This is a genomic window from Chitinophaga sp. CF418, from assembly GCF_900142925.1.
GTDB lineage: Bacteria > Bacteroidota > Bacteroidia > Chitinophagales > Chitinophagaceae > Chitinophaga.
In genome coordinates, this window is record NZ_FRCN01000001.1 from 469,234 (window position 1) to 486,526 (window position 17,293).

Annotated in this window: 15 protein-coding genes; 4 read left to right on the forward strand and 11 right to left on the reverse strand. The window is 46.2% G+C overall.

Annotation, left to right across the window (positions count from 1 at the left end; genetic code table 11):
- Window positions 1-162 precede the first annotated feature (162 nt).
- Genes F3I09_RS01950 through F3I09_RS01960 form a run of 3 tightly spaced genes read left to right on the forward strand, consistent with a single transcriptional unit; the run spans window position 163 to window position 2,250 of the window.
- Window positions 163-795, forward strand: a complete 633-nt coding sequence (locus F3I09_RS01950) for a hypothetical protein (RefSeq protein ID WP_149693355.1) — start codon at window positions 163-165, stop codon at window positions 793-795.
- Window positions 765-1,601: a sensor histidine kinase gene (locus tag F3I09_RS01955; protein ID WP_149693356.1), complete on the forward strand. Its 837-nt coding sequence runs from the start codon at window positions 765-767 to the stop codon at window positions 1,599-1,601. The genes F3I09_RS01950 and F3I09_RS01955 overlap by 31 nt, the downstream gene beginning before the upstream one ends.
- Complete coding sequence (locus F3I09_RS01960; protein ID WP_089834730.1) at window positions 1,573-2,250, forward strand: response regulator transcription factor; 678 nt, start codon at window positions 1,573-1,575, stop codon at window positions 2,248-2,250. The genes F3I09_RS01955 and F3I09_RS01960 overlap by 29 nt, the downstream gene beginning before the upstream one ends.
- Here the strand turns inward: F3I09_RS01960 and F3I09_RS01965 are convergent.
- The 6 genes from F3I09_RS01965 to kduI form a co-directional block, all read right to left on the reverse strand.
- Window positions 2,247-3,503, reverse strand: coding sequence for a DUF2264 domain-containing protein (locus F3I09_RS01965; RefSeq protein WP_149693357.1), 1,257 nt, complete (start codon window positions 3,501-3,503; stop codon window positions 2,247-2,249). The two genes, F3I09_RS01960 and F3I09_RS01965, sit on opposite strands and share 4 nt — an antisense overlap.
- Window positions 3,503-4,702 carry a glycoside hydrolase family 88 protein gene (locus F3I09_RS01970; protein ID WP_149693358.1) on the reverse strand — a complete coding sequence of 400 codons (1,200 nt, stop codon included), beginning with the start codon at window positions 4,700-4,702 and terminating at the stop codon, window positions 3,503-3,505. Before F3I09_RS01970 ends, F3I09_RS01965 begins: the two co-directional genes overlap by 1 nt.
- Before the next feature lie 119 nt (window positions 4,703-4,821).
- Window positions 4,822-5,889 carry a LacI family DNA-binding transcriptional regulator gene (locus F3I09_RS01975; protein ID WP_149693359.1) on the reverse strand — a complete coding sequence of 356 codons (1,068 nt, stop codon included), beginning with the start codon at window positions 5,887-5,889 and terminating at the stop codon, window positions 4,822-4,824.
- Window positions 5,890-5,910: 21 nt separating this feature from the next.
- Entirely contained in the window at window positions 5,911-6,675 is a 765-nt protein-coding gene (gene kduD, locus F3I09_RS01980) for a 2-dehydro-3-deoxy-D-gluconate 5-dehydrogenase KduD (RefSeq protein ID WP_188133683.1), read from the reverse strand.
- Between the two features lie 20 nt (window positions 6,676-6,695).
- On the reverse strand, window positions 6,696-7,838 hold the full coding sequence (locus F3I09_RS01985) for a DUF4861 family protein (RefSeq protein ID WP_149693361.1): 1,143 nt from the start codon (window positions 7,836-7,838) through the stop codon (window positions 6,696-6,698).
- Between the two features lie 5 nt (window positions 7,839-7,843).
- Entirely contained in the window at window positions 7,844-8,680 is an 837-nt protein-coding gene (kduI, locus tag F3I09_RS01990) for a 5-dehydro-4-deoxy-D-glucuronate isomerase (RefSeq protein ID WP_149693362.1), read from the reverse strand.
- 278 nt (window positions 8,681-8,958) lie between these two features.
- Between kduI and F3I09_RS01995 the strand changes: the two genes are divergently transcribed.
- Window positions 8,959-10,605 carry a UxaA family hydrolase gene (locus tag F3I09_RS01995; RefSeq protein ID WP_149693363.1) on the forward strand — a complete coding sequence of 549 codons (1,647 nt, stop codon included), beginning with the start codon at window positions 8,959-8,961 and terminating at the stop codon, window positions 10,603-10,605.
- A 69-nt stretch (window positions 10,606-10,674) separates the two neighbouring features.
- Here F3I09_RS01995 and F3I09_RS02000 read toward each other — a convergent pair whose 3' ends face one another.
- From F3I09_RS02000 to F3I09_RS02025, 5 genes are all read right to left on the reverse strand, one after another.
- Window positions 10,675-12,027 carry an MFS transporter gene (locus tag F3I09_RS02000; RefSeq protein ID WP_188133644.1) on the reverse strand — a complete coding sequence of 451 codons (1,353 nt, stop codon included), beginning with the start codon at window positions 12,025-12,027 and terminating at the stop codon, window positions 10,675-10,677.
- A gap of 615 nt (window positions 12,028-12,642) precedes the next feature.
- Window positions 12,643-13,308, reverse strand: coding sequence for a bifunctional 4-hydroxy-2-oxoglutarate aldolase/2-dehydro-3-deoxy-phosphogluconate aldolase (locus F3I09_RS02010; protein ID WP_149693365.1), 666 nt, complete (start codon window positions 13,306-13,308; stop codon window positions 12,643-12,645).
- Window positions 13,309-13,310: 2 nt separating this feature from the next.
- Window positions 13,311-14,309, reverse strand: a complete 999-nt coding sequence (locus F3I09_RS02015; protein WP_149693366.1) for a sugar kinase — start codon at window positions 14,307-14,309, stop codon at window positions 13,311-13,313.
- A gap of 13 nt (window positions 14,310-14,322) precedes the next feature.
- On the reverse strand, window positions 14,323-15,717 hold the full coding sequence (uxaC, locus tag F3I09_RS02020) for a glucuronate isomerase (protein ID WP_149693367.1): 1,395 nt from the start codon (window positions 15,715-15,717) through the stop codon (window positions 14,323-14,325).
- 15 nt (window positions 15,718-15,732) lie between these two features.
- Window positions 15,733-17,238, reverse strand: a complete 1,506-nt coding sequence (locus F3I09_RS02025; protein WP_149693368.1) for a tagaturonate reductase — start codon at window positions 17,236-17,238, stop codon at window positions 15,733-15,735.
- Between the last annotated feature and the right edge of the window lie 55 nt (window positions 17,239-17,293).

A 17,293-nucleotide genomic window follows, 5' to 3' on the forward strand; every position in this document is an offset into this window, starting at 1 on the left:
CTTTTTTATAGTATCTGAGTTTATTTTATCGCCACTTTTACTAATTTACCGGCCGCATCAATGTCATTAATAACCGTTTAAAATATTTGCCACCAATATTCTATGTCATGTGCACATACATATATGCTCTTGATTTCTAAAGCGGTTCTATCACGAATACCTATGCATGTATTTATTATCATTATCTGCTTTATCATTGCATTGCTGGCTAAGCTTCAGAAAAACCCTCCACGGTACCTGAACACGTTTATCATATATATCCTGGTGACCATTGCTGTAGAAATGATGGCCTGGTGGTATAACATACATAATAAGCACAACCTGATCTTCTATAATTTTTACGCGATTATCAACTTCACTTACCTGATCTTTCTGCTACGTTCATTCATGGCCAATAAGAGAATGATCAATGTAATGGGAGTCCTTATGATCATTTATCCAGTATTGGCACTTATTAACCTGGTCTTTATACAAAAACTGGACACTTTCAATACCTACACATTTCTATCGGGTTGCATCATAGTGGTAACAGCCAGCATCTGTTACTTTTATGAGCGTATCAAATATCCGGGGCCGCATAGCCTGCTACAGGAGCCCGCCTTCTGGGTATCCACCGGCCTGCTGTTCTTTTATACCTGTAGTCCTCCGCTAACGGGGGTACTGAATGCCATCTCACTAATGCCATTCTATAACTATAAAACGCTTTATATCATAAATCTTATGGTAAATATTATCCTATATTTATTGTTCAGCATTTCGTTCATATGCAATCTGATTTTCAGGAGGTATTCCTAGTCATTTTTACATCCCTCTTCCTGCTCGTTTTACTGGTAGGCTTCATCGTTATTATGTTGATACTGAATCAGAAGAGCAGGCAGGCACAGGCGCAGGAACTCAGATTAATGAAAGAAAGGTATGAACAGGAACTATTGAGATCACAACTTGAAATCCAGGAGAATGTGTTCGGACACCTATCCCAGGAAATACATGACAATATCGGACAGTCCCTCACATTCGTAGCATTGTCATTATTAACAGTACCGGTAGAGAACAACAGCGAGGCGCAGGAATATATAGAAGAGAGCAGGAAGGCTTTGCAAAAAGCCATCACAGAACTAAGAGATCTTTCCCGCAGTTTACATACGGACCGCGTCACCGAAGTAGGCCTTGCCAACTCCATTGATTTCGAACTGGAGAGACTGAAGAGGACCAATTTGTACGAAACTTCTTTTAATTTTGCCGACATACGGAACCTGCTGGACCATCAGACAGAAATCATACTTTTTCGCATCGTACAGGAAATGCTCAACAATATCGTGAAACATGCCAAAGCGAGTAGAGTAGACGTCAGACTTTCCCATAAAACAGATATCCTTGTCCTGGAGATCAAGGATAATGGCGTAGGATTCGATCCTGAAGCCCTGTTTGCCAAACAGGAAAGGTTAAAAGGACTAGGACTGATGAACATTCGAAAAAGAGCATCCCTGATAGGAGGCACATTCCATATCAATAGTGCGAAAAATAGCGGGACCGCCATTCGTATCACTATACCCGTAAACAAACAATCATTTCATGAGCATAACCAGGAAAGCGAAATATAGTGTTGCCATTGCCGATGATCATGTGCTGGTAAGGAAAGCACTTGGCAGGCTGATTAATACCTTTACTGATTACTTCATACTTTTTGAAGCCAGTAACGGAGAGGAGGTGATCAAGATCATCAATAACCGTGAGTTACAATTGCCAGATATACTGATACTGGACGTAAATATGCCCGGCATGAACGGTTACGAAACTGCTACCTGGATAAATAATCATTTCCCTCAGATCAAGGTACTTGCGCTCTCTATGCTGAACGACGAGTCCGTGATCATCAAGATGTTAAAATCCGGTGCCAAAGGCTATATCATGAAGAACGTTGAGCCTGACGATCTGAAAGAAGCCTTTGATTCTATCATAAAGAAAGATTTCTATCTGCCTGACTATATTTCCGGAAAGGTGATATCCGGCTTACAACGGGATGTATTATCACTTAGCGAAAAAATAGAACTGACACCTAAGGAAAAGACATTTCTGCAATTCCTTTGTACAGAATTATCCTACAAGGAAATAGCACAGAAGATGTTTGTAAGTCCCCGAACCATTGATGACTATAAGAGCAGTCTTTGCGACAAACTGAAAGTTAAAACCCGTGTGGGTCTTGTTATTTTCGGTATCAGGTATGGACTGATAGACATCAATACCGACTAAAGCGCATGGTCTTTCTTCACTGTTTTGCCCGCCCATGCTTTTTGTCCGGTCCACTCTTCGGGGGAAGCCGTCCAGAAAGCATTTTTTTCTGGCAGTCCCAGTGCCAGGAATCCTGTAGTACACAGGTATAAACTGCCGGTGGATGTATATACATCTGCTATTTCCGGCTGATGGCCACAAAAGCCTAATTGCAGCCAACCATCTTTGTCGAACGTACCAGGCGTTTCAAAGATGTTTTTCATCACTGCGGTCAGGGCCGATCGTACCTGGCCAGGCTTCAGCTCTTCCGGCAGCTGCTCATGCAGTGCCAGCTGCACCAGCGGCTGAAAAACAGCATTCCGGTAGGTCATGGAACGGCCTACCACCGGAAAAGTACCTTCAGGAGAGATCAGCCTTTCCTGGATCACGCCGTAACGCTGCATCCTGACAATGGCCAGATCGTATTCTTTGGGATCGATCTTACCTGCGTCCGACAATACTTTCAGAATGTCTGTCAGCATTGGTTGTATGACAAAACCGTTGTAATAGTCGAAATGGAAATCAGCCCCGTCTCCATACATACCATCTCCCTTATACCATTCCTGGTGCTTTTTCACTGCATAATCCACCCGCATGCCATCCCATTCTTCTCCAAATAAGAGCAATGCGGATTCAATAATGGCAGCAAACAGCAGCCAGTTATTGTATCCCGGCCTGATACTGCGCAAACTCTTAAAACCGGCTATCACCTGTTGCTTAACAGCAGCAGGGAGAGGCTGCCATAACTGTCTGGGCGCCCGGATAAAGGCATGTGCCAGAAAAGCGCCGTCAACCAGGGGCTGTCCGTCAAATTGCCCCGTAAAGTTCATCATATCAGGCCCTTCGGGGTGTACTGCCTGTTCAGTGGCCTTTAACGCATAATCGATAAAACGAGCCCTTATTTTGCCCTCAGGGGTAGTGTCGGCACCCAGCTCCAGCCAGGAAGAGATCCCGGCCATAGTGCGCCCAAAAGCCTCAAGGTAGGTCACCTTTTCAACCGGCTTGTTGTAACCGGGAGCTTTCTCGGTCGGCATTTTTTGCCGGAGCTGCCCCAGGCTCAGATTTTTCATGACCGGTTCTGCTATGCGGGTTAGCAATTGCACCCAGTATTCGCGGTCTGCCTGAAAAACAGCACTTCCTGCAGGCTGTTGTGCTGCCTGCAGGAAGTTGCCTGATTTTACCGCTCCGGCCATGCCGGCCAGCGGAATAGCCTTTATGAAATGACGTCTGTGCATTATTTAGCCCATTTCTTGTATCGTAATAACGCCTCTACAAAATAATAGTCTGCATAAGTCAGCGGCACATCTACCTCTGATTTATGAGGAAGAGAACCTACACTATGCATCAGGATGAAGTTATTGTTCTCACCTTCCTTTGCCAGATAGCCAGGTCCACACAGGCTTGCCAGCATCTTCTCCCCCGCTCTCCAGTACCGTAAAGCTACATCGCCTTTAACATAGGCGCTCAGTTCCAGTAAGGCAGAAGCTGCCACGGCGCCAGCTGAAGCATCTCTTGGAGCGTTTGGAATGCCCGGAGCATCATAATCCCAGTAAGGGATCAGGTCCTCCGGCATACGCGGATGATTGAGGATATAATCAGCAATGTGTTTTGCCTGGTTAAGATATGCCTTGTCTTTCGTCTCACGGTACATCATGGTATAACCATACAGTCCCCATGCCTGTCCCCGTGACCATGCAGAAGTATCATTTGCGCCCTGGTGTGTATTTCTTGCCAGCACAGCGCCCGTAGTGGAATCATATCCTATCACGTGATAGGAACTATAGTCAGGCCGAAAATGGTTCCTGATGGTGGTATTAGCATGCGTACGCGCAATCTGGTCAAAAGAACGGTCTTTACTTACTCTGGTAGCCCAGGTCAGTAACTCAAGGTTCATCATATTGTCAATGATCACCGGGAACTCCCATTGGCCATGGTCCCATGACTTGATACATCCTACTTTCGGATTAAAGCGAGTAGACAGGGAACGTGCACTTGTCAACAGGACTTCCTTATACCTGGGATCTTTGGTGATACGGTAAGCATTTCCCGCACTGCAATACAACATAAAGCCCAGATCATGCGTGCCCTTATTGTTTTTTTCTATTTCCACCTGCGCAGTACGTTTCAATGCTTCCTGCTTCAATGTATTATCTTTTGAATATTCATACAGGTACCAGAGCGTACCGGGATAGAATCCTGCAGTCCACCAGTTTGTTTTAGCGGTAACAAGACTACCGTTTGTATTGCTGGTAGTACGTGGTAATACACTGTCAGGTACATGTTGCATCATTAGCTTATACTGATGTACGGCCCGGTCCAGTGCATTGTTCACAAGCACGGTCATTTCCGGCTTGCCAGGGCTATTCTGGGCATATACAGTACTCATACTACCCGACAACAATAATCCACAGAAAAGGAGTTGTAGTTTTTTCATCTCGTGTAATTTTATGACCGCATTACTGATTCGGCGGCTACTTACCAATTATATTTACGCAATCGTTTGCACTTAAGCAGATAGTGATAGCAGGTCTGCTGCATACAGCACACCTGCTTTTATTTTACTTTCTTTTTTACGGTTGTTTTAGGCTTTGAAACGGGCGCCGCTGAAGAGCCCCTTTCTATCAGCTGGATAGGCACCAATTCTTCCGAGTAACGCTGTGGCGTTGTTCCTGGTTGTTGCAACAAGTCCAGCAATACGTTGGCTACCCGCTCTCCCATAATAGCCGGGAATTGATCAACGGAAGTGATCGAAGGTGTAATGATCTCTGCACGTGGATCATTAGAGTATCCCACTATCTTGAGATCTTCCGGTACCCGCAGATTTATCTTCCGGCAGTACTCCAGGATGGTAATGGCAGTCGTATCATTCGCGGCAAAGATGCCATCAGGATAAGGCGGTCTGGAAAAGATCTTCTCACAGGCCAGTAAGGCATTTTCTTTGGTTAGCTCCTGATAGAAAACCCTTGATTTCCTGAATGGGATCTTATGTTTACGCAGGGCATTTTTATATCCTGCCACACGTTCTGTGTACAGGTTACAGGTCAGTGGTCCTGAAATGTGCACAATATCCTTACAGCCTTTTTCTATCAGGTGTTCTGTTACGGTATAACCTCCCAGGTAATCATCTCCCTTTATCACTTTCACCTTATAATCTTTCGGTACGCGGTCAAAGAAAACGAGTGGAATATTATTATCCTTGAAGATATCAAAGTGTGAAAAATCGGTAGTATAAAGTGTACTGGAAACAGCCAGTGCATCAATTCTGGTAGAATACAGGGTCTCTGCCAACGCTATTTCCTGTTCCAGGGAATCATTGGATTGACAGATCAGCACATGATACCCGTGCTCATGCAGTTTATTCTGGATAACGGTACTGATGGTAGCAGGAAAGAACATAGATATACGTGGTACTACCAGTCCTACGGTACGGCTTTTACTGTTTCGCAGACCGGCGGCCATCGCATTGGGGCGATATCCGAGCTTGTTCGCCATCTTCTTTACCTTCTCCTTTGTGCGGGTGCTGATATTCGGATGATTGTTCAGCGCGCGGGAAACGGTAGATACGGAGAGTTTCAGCTCTTCCGCAATATCAACGATTGTCTTTTCTGTTCTTTTGCTCATAAATCAATATTCAGGTGCATTTTATCGCCCCATCCATCCTCCGTCAACGGTCAGAACGGTACCATGCACATAGTCGGATGCCGCAGAAGCCAGGAACACAACTGGTCCTTTGAAGTCAGCCGGTTCTCCCCAGCGGCCCGCAGGAATACGCTCCAGAATGGAAGCACTGCGTTTTTCATCTGCACGCAATGCAGCTGTATTGTCTGTGGCAATATATCCCGGAGCAATCGCATTTACATTGACCCCCTTACCGGCCCATTCATTGGCAAAGGCTTTTACCAGTGAACCTACCGCTCCTTTACTGGCGGCATAACCAGGTACATTGATACCCCCCTGGAAGGTGAGAAGCGATGCTGTAAAGATAATCTTTCCACTGCCACGCGCTATCATTCCTTTACCGATTTCGCGGGTCAGGATAAATTGCGCATTCAGGTTGATATTGATCACTTCATCCCAGTATTCGTCCGGATGTTCTGCCGCCGGTTTACGCAGAATGGTACCGGCATTATTCACCAGGATATCTATAACGGGATGCTGTTCCGTAATCTCTTTGATGAAAGCGTACAAGGCCTCACGGTTACCCAGGTCGCACTGGTAACCATAGAACTTCCGCCCTGTGGCATTTACAGCCTTTTCCACTTCGCTACCTTCCTTCTCCAGCGATGCTGATACACCAATAATGTCAGCTCCTGCCTCTGCCAGCGCAACTGCCATCCCTAAGCCTATTCCTCTTTTACATCCTGTTACCAGCGCGGTTTTACCTGTCAGGTCAAATGATTGTAAGATCATATAAGTGTCTATGCTTTTTACTGATTGATGTTTACTTCCAGTGGAGTGGACAGCTTTTCGGCAAATGTCTGCAGATAAGCAAACCATTGCGCAGCACTGGTATAATGTCCCGCCTTGTTCCAGGCCGCACCGAAATAATATACAAAAGGCTGTTTACCACTTGCTTTGGCATGCGCAAGCAAATGTTGCGCTGTTACCTGCATAGACTCCTGATGTACCGGCAATACCAGTCCCAGACCGGTGATACCGTCTGCTCCGTGTTCCGGCTCCCAGTAGCCTGCAATGCCTGTTTTCTCATCCAGCAGGATGGTGCCGGGCGCAGGACGTTTCACTATACCTGCTACTACGGGTAAACTATCCCCCTGTTTCAGGGTGTATTGTACACTCATTTTATTGAGCTGGGAACCTGCGTCCAGCGAGACCGTTTTCACGACAGACACCGTTGTGTTACCCACCTGCCAGGCTTCATAGCCTAACTGGAAGGTACAGCGCAAAGGGCCGCTGTCCAGTACTTTCCAGGTTCTGTAATTACGCGGATAACAGATAGAGTCATTCACATAAGGCGCAATATCACCACCGCCCAGTGTCATACCCACGTGATAATAGTCAAGTCCCTGGCCATTATCATGGTGATAATCATTGGTTTTATACCACTTATTCAGCACAAGCTCACTGGTGCGTTTTGTCCATACGTCTATGCCATGTGCATTTTCAGCCGGGAAGTGCTCCAATGCCGCCCCATACATACGGAAGGCAATACGGTCGTTCTCCCAGGCAAAATCATCCTTCCGTTCCGGTACATAGCGCGCATAGGTATGGGTTGCTACTGTAGCCGGTTTCCCTGGTACTGCGGCAATAATTATATTACCATGGGCTGGGACGCTTACCTGCACCAGCAATAACTGAGGTTGCGGAGCGCCTTCATATGCCAGCTGGTAGGGCACTTCCTTTCCTGTTTGTTTGTTAATCAGCTTAAAAGGGCCGGTAACCGCATTTAGCCTGGCATAAGGTATCTCCACAATTTCTTCATTGCGGGCAATAGCAGAAGGATTCTTAATTGTAATGCTTACCGGTGCAGCAACCGGTTTCTCCGTGGAACTGGCCATCAGGCTGGAATGCCATAAGCCTGTGACCATTAACAATAAAAATATCCGCTTCATGGTTTTTATTTGAGATCAGGTATTGCGCAAACATCCATATCGCCATAATCCAGGTTCTCACCAGCCATACCCCAGATAAAGGTATAGTTGCTGGTACCTGCACCGGAGTGAATAGACCAGGGGGGAGAAATTACTGCCTGTTCATTCTGCATCCAGATATGCCTGGTTTCCTGTGGTTGCCCCCAGAAGTGGCATACAGACTGCCCCTGCGGCACTTCGAAATAGAAGTAAACCTCCATACGCCTGTCGTGGGTATGCGCAGGCATTGTGTTCCATACACTACCGGGTTTCAGCTCGGTCATTCCCATCTGCAGCTGACAAGTGGGCAGTACGGTACTTACCAATAATTTATTGATAGTACGGTGATTGGCTGTTTCCATAGTGCCAAGCGTCACTACTTCTGCATCCTTACGGGTGATGTGACGGGTAGGATATTCATGATGAGCCGGTGTTGAGTTCAGATAAAACCTGGCTGGAGCCGCAACGTCTTTGCTGCTGAACAGTAGTTCCTTCCTGCCTTTCCCGATGTATAATGCTTCTTTGAAGCCGATCTCAAACGTTTCGCCATCCACTTTTACCACACCAGTGCCTCCTACGTTGATAATACCGAGCTCTCTCCTTTCCAGGAAATAAGCAGCTTTGAACTGGTCTGGCGGCGTAAGCGCCAGGGCTTTACTCACCGGGAAGATCCCGCCGGTCACAAAGCGATCATAATGACTATACACCAGTTTGATTTCGTCCTGTACAAAAAGCTGTTCTATCAAAAGTTCCTTCCTGGTCTGTGCGGTGTTCCAGCTCAGCACTTCTGCCGGGCTGGAGGCATACCTGGTTTCTGCAGTCATAAGTCTCGACATATTAAATTAAGAAATGATAATTCATTGTTGGGGATGCTGTATCAGTTGCATCTTTCTTCATAACCTGAATGAAAGGTAACGCTTAATGCCGAAAATTGCAAACGTTTGCATAAAATACCGGAAATAACAGGAGCGCTAATCTCACATGGCTAAAATGTTTTAGCTAAACACTTGTGCTGTCTGGAGTGTTCTAAAGGCAAAATCTCATCAAGGATTAAGATTTTAGTATTAACAGTGGGTGTTGTTATTTCATACTTTAGCTTATTATGAATACGTTTCTACAAATACATCCTGACGACAATGTACTGGTAGCCCTGCAGGACCTGCAGCATGGCACAGAGGTCAGGTTTAATGGTTCCACAATTACTTTGCTGAAAGATGTTCCCGCTAAACATAAATTCATGATCTCCGACATTCAGACCGGCGATCCTATTACTATGTACGGTGTACTTGTTGGTAAAGCAAATACCCCCATCCACAAGGGAGAAATCGTTACTACTGAGAATATTAAGCATGATGCCAACGCCTTTCACGAAAAAGACGACATCGTTGAATGGCAAAAACCTGATGTCAGCAAATGGAAAAACCGCACCTTCATGGGCTTTCCGCGTAAAGACGGACAGGTAGGTACCCGCAACTACTGGCTTGTGATACCACTGGTTTTCTGCGAAAACCGCAATGTAAGTGTGATCAAAACTGCCTTTGAAAAAGGATTGGGATTCGCTCCTACAGAAGTATATAACGAGCAGGTACAGGATCTCGTATCCCTGTACAAAAGCGGTAACCTGGATGCAATAAAAACTTACAAGGCAGAAGCAGTAACGTTGACCAACAAACGTAACACTGTCTTCTCCAATATCGACGGTATTAAGTTCCTGACACACGAAGGTGGTTGCGGTGGTACACGCCAGGATTCAGATGCGCTCTGCGCACTGCTGGCCGGTTATATACACCATCCTAATGTGGCGGGTGCTACAGTGTTAAGCCTGGGATGCCAGCATGCTCAGGTATCTATACTGAAAGCCGCACTGAACAAATTGAATCCGCAGTTTGACAAGCCGGTATTGGTATTTGAACAGCAGAAAAGCGCTTCCGAATTTGAGATGCTGTCAGATGCAATCAGAGAAACCTTCCTGGCACTGGTAGAGGCTGATAAGGTTTCCCGCCAACCAAGCCCAATCTCCAAACTGGTAATTGGCCTGGAATGCGGTGGTTCTGATGGTTTCTCTGGTATATCAGCCAACCCTGCCGTAGGTCACACATCTGACCTGCTGGTGGCTTTGGGCGGCAGTTCTATCCTTTCTGAGTTCCCCGAGCTGTGTGGCGTTGAGCAGGAACTGATCAACCGTTGTATTGAGAAAAACACTGCTGATAAATTCATCCACATCATGCGGGCTTATGAAAGTCAGGCAGAGTCTGCAGGCTCAGGTTTCTATATGAACCCTTCACCTGGTAATATCAAGGATGGCCTCATTACGGATGCTATTAAGTCTGCCGGAGCTGCTAAAAAAGGCGGTATTTCTCCTGTAGTGGATGTGCTGGACTATACAGAATATGTCACTAAACCAGGACTGAACCTCCTCTGCACCCCTGGTAATGACGTTGAATCCACCTCTGCGGAAGTAGGTTCCGGCGCTAACATAGTATTGTTCACCACAGGTCTCGGTACGCCAACCGGCAACCCGATCGCTCCTGTTTTAAAACTGGCTACCAACACCAAACTGGCGAACCGAATGCCAGATATCATTGATATCAACACCGGTACTATCATCAGTGGTGAAAAGACTATCGAGGAAATGGGAGAAGAGATCCTGGAATATGTGATCAAAACTGCCAGTGGAGAGCTGAAAACGAAAGCAGAACAGTTAAATCAGGATGATTTCATTCCATGGAAACGTGGGGTGAGCCTGTAAATCTTATCATATTAAACTAAAAAAGGCTCATTGTATAATGAGCCTTTTTTAGTTTAATATGATAAGCACTTAGAGCTTTACCTGCTCCATCCTCGGTGCGAAAAGATGCATTGTGAGCCAGGCCAGCAAATACATTGAACCACTGATCAGGAACAGGATATTATACCCTGCTCCAATGTTGCCCTGCGCTTTATAATAGTCCAGCAAATACCCTACTAATATGGGGAACAGACTACCTCCTATCGAACCGGCCATTCCACCGATGCCTACTACTGAACTAACCGCATGTTTAGGGAACATGTCTGAAGCTGTTGTGAAGATATTGGCAGACCATGCCTGGTGTGCTGCTGCTGCAAGACTGATCAAACCTACCACTACCCATATGTTGTTAGTGGTTTTGGCAAACATAATCGGCACTACACAGATTGCAAAAAGCAACATGGATGTTTTACGTGCTTTGAACACCGGCCAGCCAATTTTGATCAGCCAGGAGGACAGGTATCCCCCACCGATACTACCGACCGTAGTAGCCGTATAAATAACGAATAACTGCAGGTTAGGCTTTTTGAAATCAAGATTGAAGGTAGTGGCAAAGTAAGAAGGCAACCAGAAGAGGAAGAACCACCAGATAGGATCGGTGAGCAGTTTGCCAAATACAAATGCCCATGTTTGTTTCACTCCCAACAGCTGTTTCCAGCTGATACTTTTCTTTTCATGCGGCGCAGATGCAGAAGCCACAGCTGCTGCGGTTACCGGCTTAACACCGGCAGGGAGCTCCTCAGTAGCCGGCGTATCATCACTGTGAATATGGTCATATTCTGCCTGTGTCAGTTTCTTATGCCGGGCAGGAATTTCATACATAACCGCCCAGAATATCAACCAGATAAATCCTATCAATCCCGTCCAGATAAACGCATGTTGCCAGCCGTAAGTACCTGCCAGCCAGGGAACTACAATAGGAGCAATTACAGCCCCGATATTAGCGCCTGAATTAAAAATACCGGTGGCCAGTGCACGCTCTTTCTTGGGAAACCACTCTGCGACGGTTTTAATTGCCACAGGAAAGTTCCCGGATTCTCCCAGTCCAAGGAATACACGCGCCAACCCGAATCCAAATGTTGTTTTAGCCAGTGCATGCCCCATCGCGGCGATACTCCATACAATGATGGACAAAATATATCCCATCTTGGTACCTATCCTGTCTACCAGGCGGCCGAATACCAACAGCCCTACTGCGTATGCTGCCGCAAATGCAGACATCATACCGCCAAAATCCTTCTCCGTCCAGTTGAACTGGTCCGGAGCCATCAGTATAGGTTTCAGCAGACCTATTACCTGACGGTCTATATAGTTAATTGTAGTAGCAAAGAAGAGTAATGCACAAATGCGCCAACGATACTTGCCAATTGTAGTGGAATCCATGCCTTTCATTTTGGAATTTATAAAGCGTTATCAATTTACAACACTCCGGTGAATAATGCAAACGTTTGCATCTTTTACTGCTGTATGCGGGTTTTCCTATTTATCCAGCAAGGGAAACGGTATGTTAATTTTTTCTGATTTCCTCTGCCTTCCTGCTTTTCTTTACCTGAGGGTACGCTGGCTGTCAATTTTCTCTACCGTCCTTGGTGCTTTTGCACCACAGGAAAGTCGTACGCAGTTTTCAGATGGGCTGTCCATTTCCTCCAACTTCCTTGTTCCTTTTACACCACAGGAAAGTCGTACGCAGTTTCAGATGGGATCCCTGGCTGTAGTTCTTTGAAGCTCCTTACTATCTGGCATTGGAAGACGTGTTGCGCTTTGATATTTCTATTTAACCCCTGCTGCGTCGCATCAGCATACTTCAAATAACTAAGGCCAGGGATCTCCATCTGAAACCGCAGGATTTATGTTCTCCCGCTTATATTTATGAGATACCAGTGGGTTGCTTGTCACTTCGGAAACTGGCATTTGTATTTCCTGACTATATGCCTGTCTATGAGCGGTTATCTCCTACAGTGTTTGTGCTAACACTATAGTTAACAGGGCAACTACTGGCTATTTACTCAGGCTTTTTACCAGTTCTACGAGACCAGACATCTGCACCCGTAATGCAGTCCAGTCCTTTTTATCAATCAGTTCCTTATTCAACAGGTTGGAGCCCATTCCGACACATATTACACCTGCATCCAGCCATGATTTTACACTCTCTTTAGTTGGTTCCACTCCTCCCGTTGGCATGAATTTCATTTTAGGGAACAATGGTTTAATAGCTTTTACGAAACCAGGTCCCAGTACATTACCGGGAAACAACTTTGTCAGCGGTGCTTCATGTTTTTCAGCTACTGCAATTTCAGACGGGGTCATACAACCGGGTATCCATACGATATTCTCCTTCCGGCAACTATCTGCCACGCCGGCATCTATGATAGGGCTTACGATAAAATCAGCACCCATATCTGCAAATACCTTTACATCTTCCCCATTTTTAATGGTGCCAATACCCAGATACATGTCAGGCATAGCTGCTTTCTTCTTCTCCTGCATGGCGGCAAAATTGCGCCGTGCACCTTCTCCGCGGTTAGTAAACTCAAACACACGGAGTCCTGCATCATAACAGGCCTGCAATACTTCTACACATACTGCGGCGTCATCATGATAGAATACGGGAATTACTTTACTGCGCTCAAATGCGGTGATGATCTCTGCTGATGCTACTGCCATGTCTATATCAGTTTTAAGATGTCTGCTTTATCTGTTAAATTAAAATCTCCCTTGACGAATAACTTCGACCAGGCTGCTGCTGCTGCAAAAGAAATGGTCTGCTGAGCATCCATTCCGCTTACCTGCGCGTGTATCAGCCCCGCCATAAAACTATCTCCACTGCCCACACGGTCTACCACTTCGTTCGTCTCATATTGTTTTGATACCTTCAGTTCTCCTCCTTCATACCATGTGGCATAGTAGAGGTTATGCGTAAATGCATTGGAAAAACGGAAAGTGAAAGCCACCTGCTTACAACGGGGATACTTCTCTGTAATTTCTTTGGCTACGGATGCGGCTTCCGTGAGGTATGTTTCTTTTGTTGCTGTTTCCAGCGCTACGGTATTTAGGGTGGTATCCAGCATCTGGTGAGCGGCCCAGATATTTCCCATCACTACATCACAATACTGTACCAGCTCCGGCATCACAGCAAATGGCTGTTTGCCATACTGCCACAGCTTACTGCGATAGTTAAGGTCTGTCGATATCTTCAGGCCTTTACGGGATGCGGCTTCTAATACTTCTTTACAGATAGCGGCTGTATCTTCATTCAGGGCGGGTGTCAGGGCGCTCCAGTGAAACCATTCTGCGTCTCCCAGCAGGCTGTCCCAATCCACTGAACCGCGTTGCATCTGGCTGAAAGATGAATATTTTCTATCGTATACAACACCTGCATTTTTCAGATCGGTGCCTTGTTCCAGGAAATAGATCCCAATGCGGTCACCTCCCTTCAGCATACGGTCGGTCGCTATGCCCAGTCCTTCCAGCTGCTCCAGTACCTGTGTTGCAATACCATTGTCAGGTACTTTACTGATATATGAAACTGGTGTGCCCCAACGTGCCAATGCGGCGGCTACGTTAGCTTCTGCACCGCCTACAAACAGGGCTGCGCTGTTTTTGTTCCACTCCGGTGATAAGCGTAATAATATCTCTCCAAACGAAATTACTTTAACTGGCTTCATGCTCTTGTAGGGTCTAAAATCCGAAATACGATCTGGCATTATTGTAACTGATGTCCTGCACCATCTTGCCTAACCACTTGATATCTGCGGGCAGCTCTCCATTCTCTACATCGTTACCTATGAGGTTACACAAAATACGGCGAAAATATTCATGTCGTGAATAGGAAAGAAAACTTCTTGAATCCGTCAGCATTCCCACAAAGCGGCTTAATAATCCCATATTACTCAATGTATTCAGCTGTTTCTCCATACCATCTTTCTGGTCGAGGAACCACCAGCCCGATCCGAACTGCATTTTTCCGGGTACGGTGCCATCCTGGAAATTACCCACCATGGTGGCGAATACCTCATTATATGAAGGGTTCAGGTTGTATACTACCGTCTTCGCCAGTTTGTCTTTTTTATCCAGTCTGTCCAGGAATACAGACATTGCTTGTGCTACCTGCCAGTCTCCAATGGAATCCACACCAGCGTCTGCACCTATCCGGCTCACCAGGCGACTGTTATTGTTGCGGATGGCACCTACGTGAAACTGTTGCACCCAGCCACGCTCATGATTCCATTCACAGATAATATGCAGGGTACCTGCTTTAAAAGCATCCGCTTCTTCTGGTGTAAGCAACTGTCCTTTACGCAGTTTTGCATAGGATGCGGTCAAGCCTTCCTCCGTGAAATTGCCTGCATAAAATGTACTGATTCCATGATCGGACAAGCGTCCGCCATTCGCATGAAAATAGTCATGCCGCCTACGCAACGCATCTATGAACTGACTGTAGGTATCTGTATTGATTCCTGCAGCGGCGCCCAGTTTATCTGCATAAATATTGAATGCTGCCACATCCTCCACACCTATCGCCTTATCGGGCCTGAAGGTGGGCAATACGCGTACTTTAAAAGAAGATTTGCTGATGGCCTGATGATACTCCAGTGAATCACAGGGATCATCAGTTGTACACAATGCATCTACCTTAAAATGTTGTAATAAGCCCTGGGTAGTCCACTTAGGCAGCTGGTCATTGCAATACCCGTATACCCATTCTGCACTGTCCTTATCCAGCAATTGCTTTACGCCAAAAGGGTTCAGCAGTTCCATATGCGTCCAGTGATACAGGGGGTTCCGCATGGTATAAGGCACTGTTTCCGCCCATCGTTTGAATTTTGTATAGTCATCTGTATCCCCGGTGATATCTGCCTCTGCCACTCCATTTGCACGCATTGCGCGCCATTTATAGTGGTCTCCTTTCAACCACATAGCGGTCAGGTTTTCATACTGACGATTAGCCGCTATTTCGTCCGGTGGCAGGTGATTATGATAATCGATGATAGGCATCTCTTTTGCATAATCGTGGAATAACTGTTTAGCCGTTTCTGTCTGCAACAGGAAATCAGCATCTAAAAATTGTTTCATAAACGATCTGGTTCCTTATAATACTTTACTGTAGCTGTCTGCATATACCTTTACGCCTTCCTGTAACATTCCCTGCAGATGTGCGGATACTGTTTCTACAAACCCAGGGATCTGCGACAGATCGCTTTCCCACAAACGCTTGTCTGCACTGATGGCCAGGACCATTTCAGTAATGGCCTCACTTCCCTTGCCTGTTGCACCCGCCCAGTACGCTGCAAAGATGGCGATATTATCGTCTGTGATGGCATAATATTCTGTTCCCCGCTGACCAAAATACTGTCCGTTTTCCTGCTTTTCTGGCCTCAGGAACAACAGCATGGCGGCAAAGCCAAGACACATGGAAGCCGGTAATGTCTTCTGCTGTTCATAAAAGCGGGTAATGGTGCGCACGTTCCGCGCATTCATCTTCATGCTTTCCTGGAAGGTGATACTCAGCAGTTTATGCGCAATATTCGGATTAGCAAAGCGGTCCAGCACATCTTCCGCAAATTCAGACGCCTGCGGACAAATCTCCCTGATCGTAGGCAGGATCTCCTCGATGATGACCGTCCGGAAGAAGGAGCGCATATAAGCATTCTCCATACATTCAAAAACAGTGTTTAGCCCACAGAGATAACCCAGCGGCACTGATATCGTATGACTTCCGTTGAGAATTCTGAGTTTCTGTTCACGAAAAGGCGTGATATCCGGTGCTATCAGCATCCGGGCATCGGTCTGATGGAATCCCAGGATTTCCCTGACACGCTCATCTCCCTCTATTGCCCAGAGCAGGTAAGGTTCTGTGTCAATCCACAAACCATCGCTGTATCCCACCTTTGCTTCCAGGGCAGTCAGGTCTTTCGGTTTTCCCGGTACAATCCTGTCTACAAGAGAGCTGCAGAAATAGTTATCACTCTCTACCCATTGCAGGAATGCCTGTGGCAAGCCATTATATTTAGCCAGCTTCAGTACTATCTCCTTCAGTAACAGTCCGTTATTAACCACCAGCTCCGTTGGTACGATCACAAAACCGGTATGTGACGCCCCTTTAAAGTAATTGAATCGCTCCCAGAGTACTGCCAGCAATTTTCCGGGGAAAGAGGCCGGTACGCCGTCAATTTTCTCCTCTACATACTGGATTCCCACTTCGGTAGTATTGGATATGATCGTTTGCAGGGCCGGCTGGTGTACTGCATCCAATATCTGCCGCCAATCTGCATTCGATTGCAAAACACGACTAAGAGAAGCATTGATCAGTACATCATTTACCAGTTCCCCCTGGGAAACGCCCCTGATATTTGTAGTATATAGGTTGTCCTGCTGGCTGAACTCTTTGGTATCGCCGCCGGTAGATTTTACCACCACAATTCTTCCCTCGTATACTCCTTTTTTGTTGGCTTTATCCACCAGGTAATCCACCAATCCTCTCAGTAATACGCCTGTGCCGAACTGTAATATTTTCTCCGGATAGTTAAAATAGCCCTCAGACACCCCCAGTTCCGGATGCTTCAATACATGAGCTTTATTTAAAATAGGTAACATATTAGTTTTTTTATTAAACGCAGAACTCTGACCATTAAATATAAAACGAATACTT

Excerpts from the sequence above, each read along its gene's own strand:
- F3I09_RS02015 (WP_149693366.1), bottom strand. The coding sequence starts at position 14,309 with ATGAAGCCAGTTAAAGTAATTTCGTTTGGAGAGATATTATTACGCTTA.
- F3I09_RS01950 (WP_149693355.1), top strand. The coding sequence starts at position 163 with ATGCATGTATTTATTATCATTATCTGCTTTATCATTGCATTGCTGGCT.
- F3I09_RS01985 (WP_149693361.1), bottom strand. The coding sequence starts at position 7,838 with ATGAAGCGGATATTTTTATTGTTAATGGTCACAGGCTTATGGCATTCC.
- F3I09_RS01960 (WP_089834730.1), top strand. The coding sequence starts at position 1,573 with ATGAGCATAACCAGGAAAGCGAAATATAGTGTTGCCATTGCCGATGAT.
- F3I09_RS02000 (WP_188133644.1), bottom strand. The coding sequence starts at position 12,027 with ATGGATTCCACTACAATTGGCAAGTATCGTTGGCGCATTTGTGCATTA.
- uxaC (WP_149693367.1), bottom strand. The coding sequence starts at position 15,717 with ATGAAACAATTTTTAGATGCTGATTTCCTGTTGCAGACAGAAACGGCT.
- F3I09_RS02010 (WP_149693365.1), bottom strand. The coding sequence starts at position 13,308 with ATGGCAGTAGCATCAGCAGAGATCATCACCGCATTTGAGCGCAGTAAA.
- F3I09_RS01955 (WP_149693356.1), top strand. The coding sequence starts at position 765 with ATGCAATCTGATTTTCAGGAGGTATTCCTAGTCATTTTTACATCCCTC.
- F3I09_RS01965 (WP_149693357.1), bottom strand. The coding sequence starts at position 3,503 with ATGCACAGACGTCATTTCATAAAGGCTATTCCGCTGGCCGGCATGGCC.
- F3I09_RS01975 (WP_149693359.1), bottom strand. The coding sequence starts at position 5,889 with ATGAGCAAAAGAACAGAAAAGACAATCGTTGATATTGCGGAAGAGCTG.
- F3I09_RS02025 (WP_149693368.1), bottom strand. The coding sequence starts at position 17,238 with ATGTTACCTATTTTAAATAAAGCTCATGTATTGAAGCATCCGGAACTG.
- F3I09_RS01970 (WP_149693358.1), bottom strand. The coding sequence starts at position 4,702 with ATGAAAAAACTACAACTCCTTTTCTGTGGATTATTGTTGTCGGGTAGT.
- kduI (WP_149693362.1), bottom strand. The coding sequence starts at position 8,680 with ATGACTGCAGAAACCAGGTATGCCTCCAGCCCGGCAGAAGTGCTGAGC.
- F3I09_RS01995 (WP_149693363.1), top strand. The coding sequence starts at position 8,959 with ATGAATACGTTTCTACAAATACATCCTGACGACAATGTACTGGTAGCC.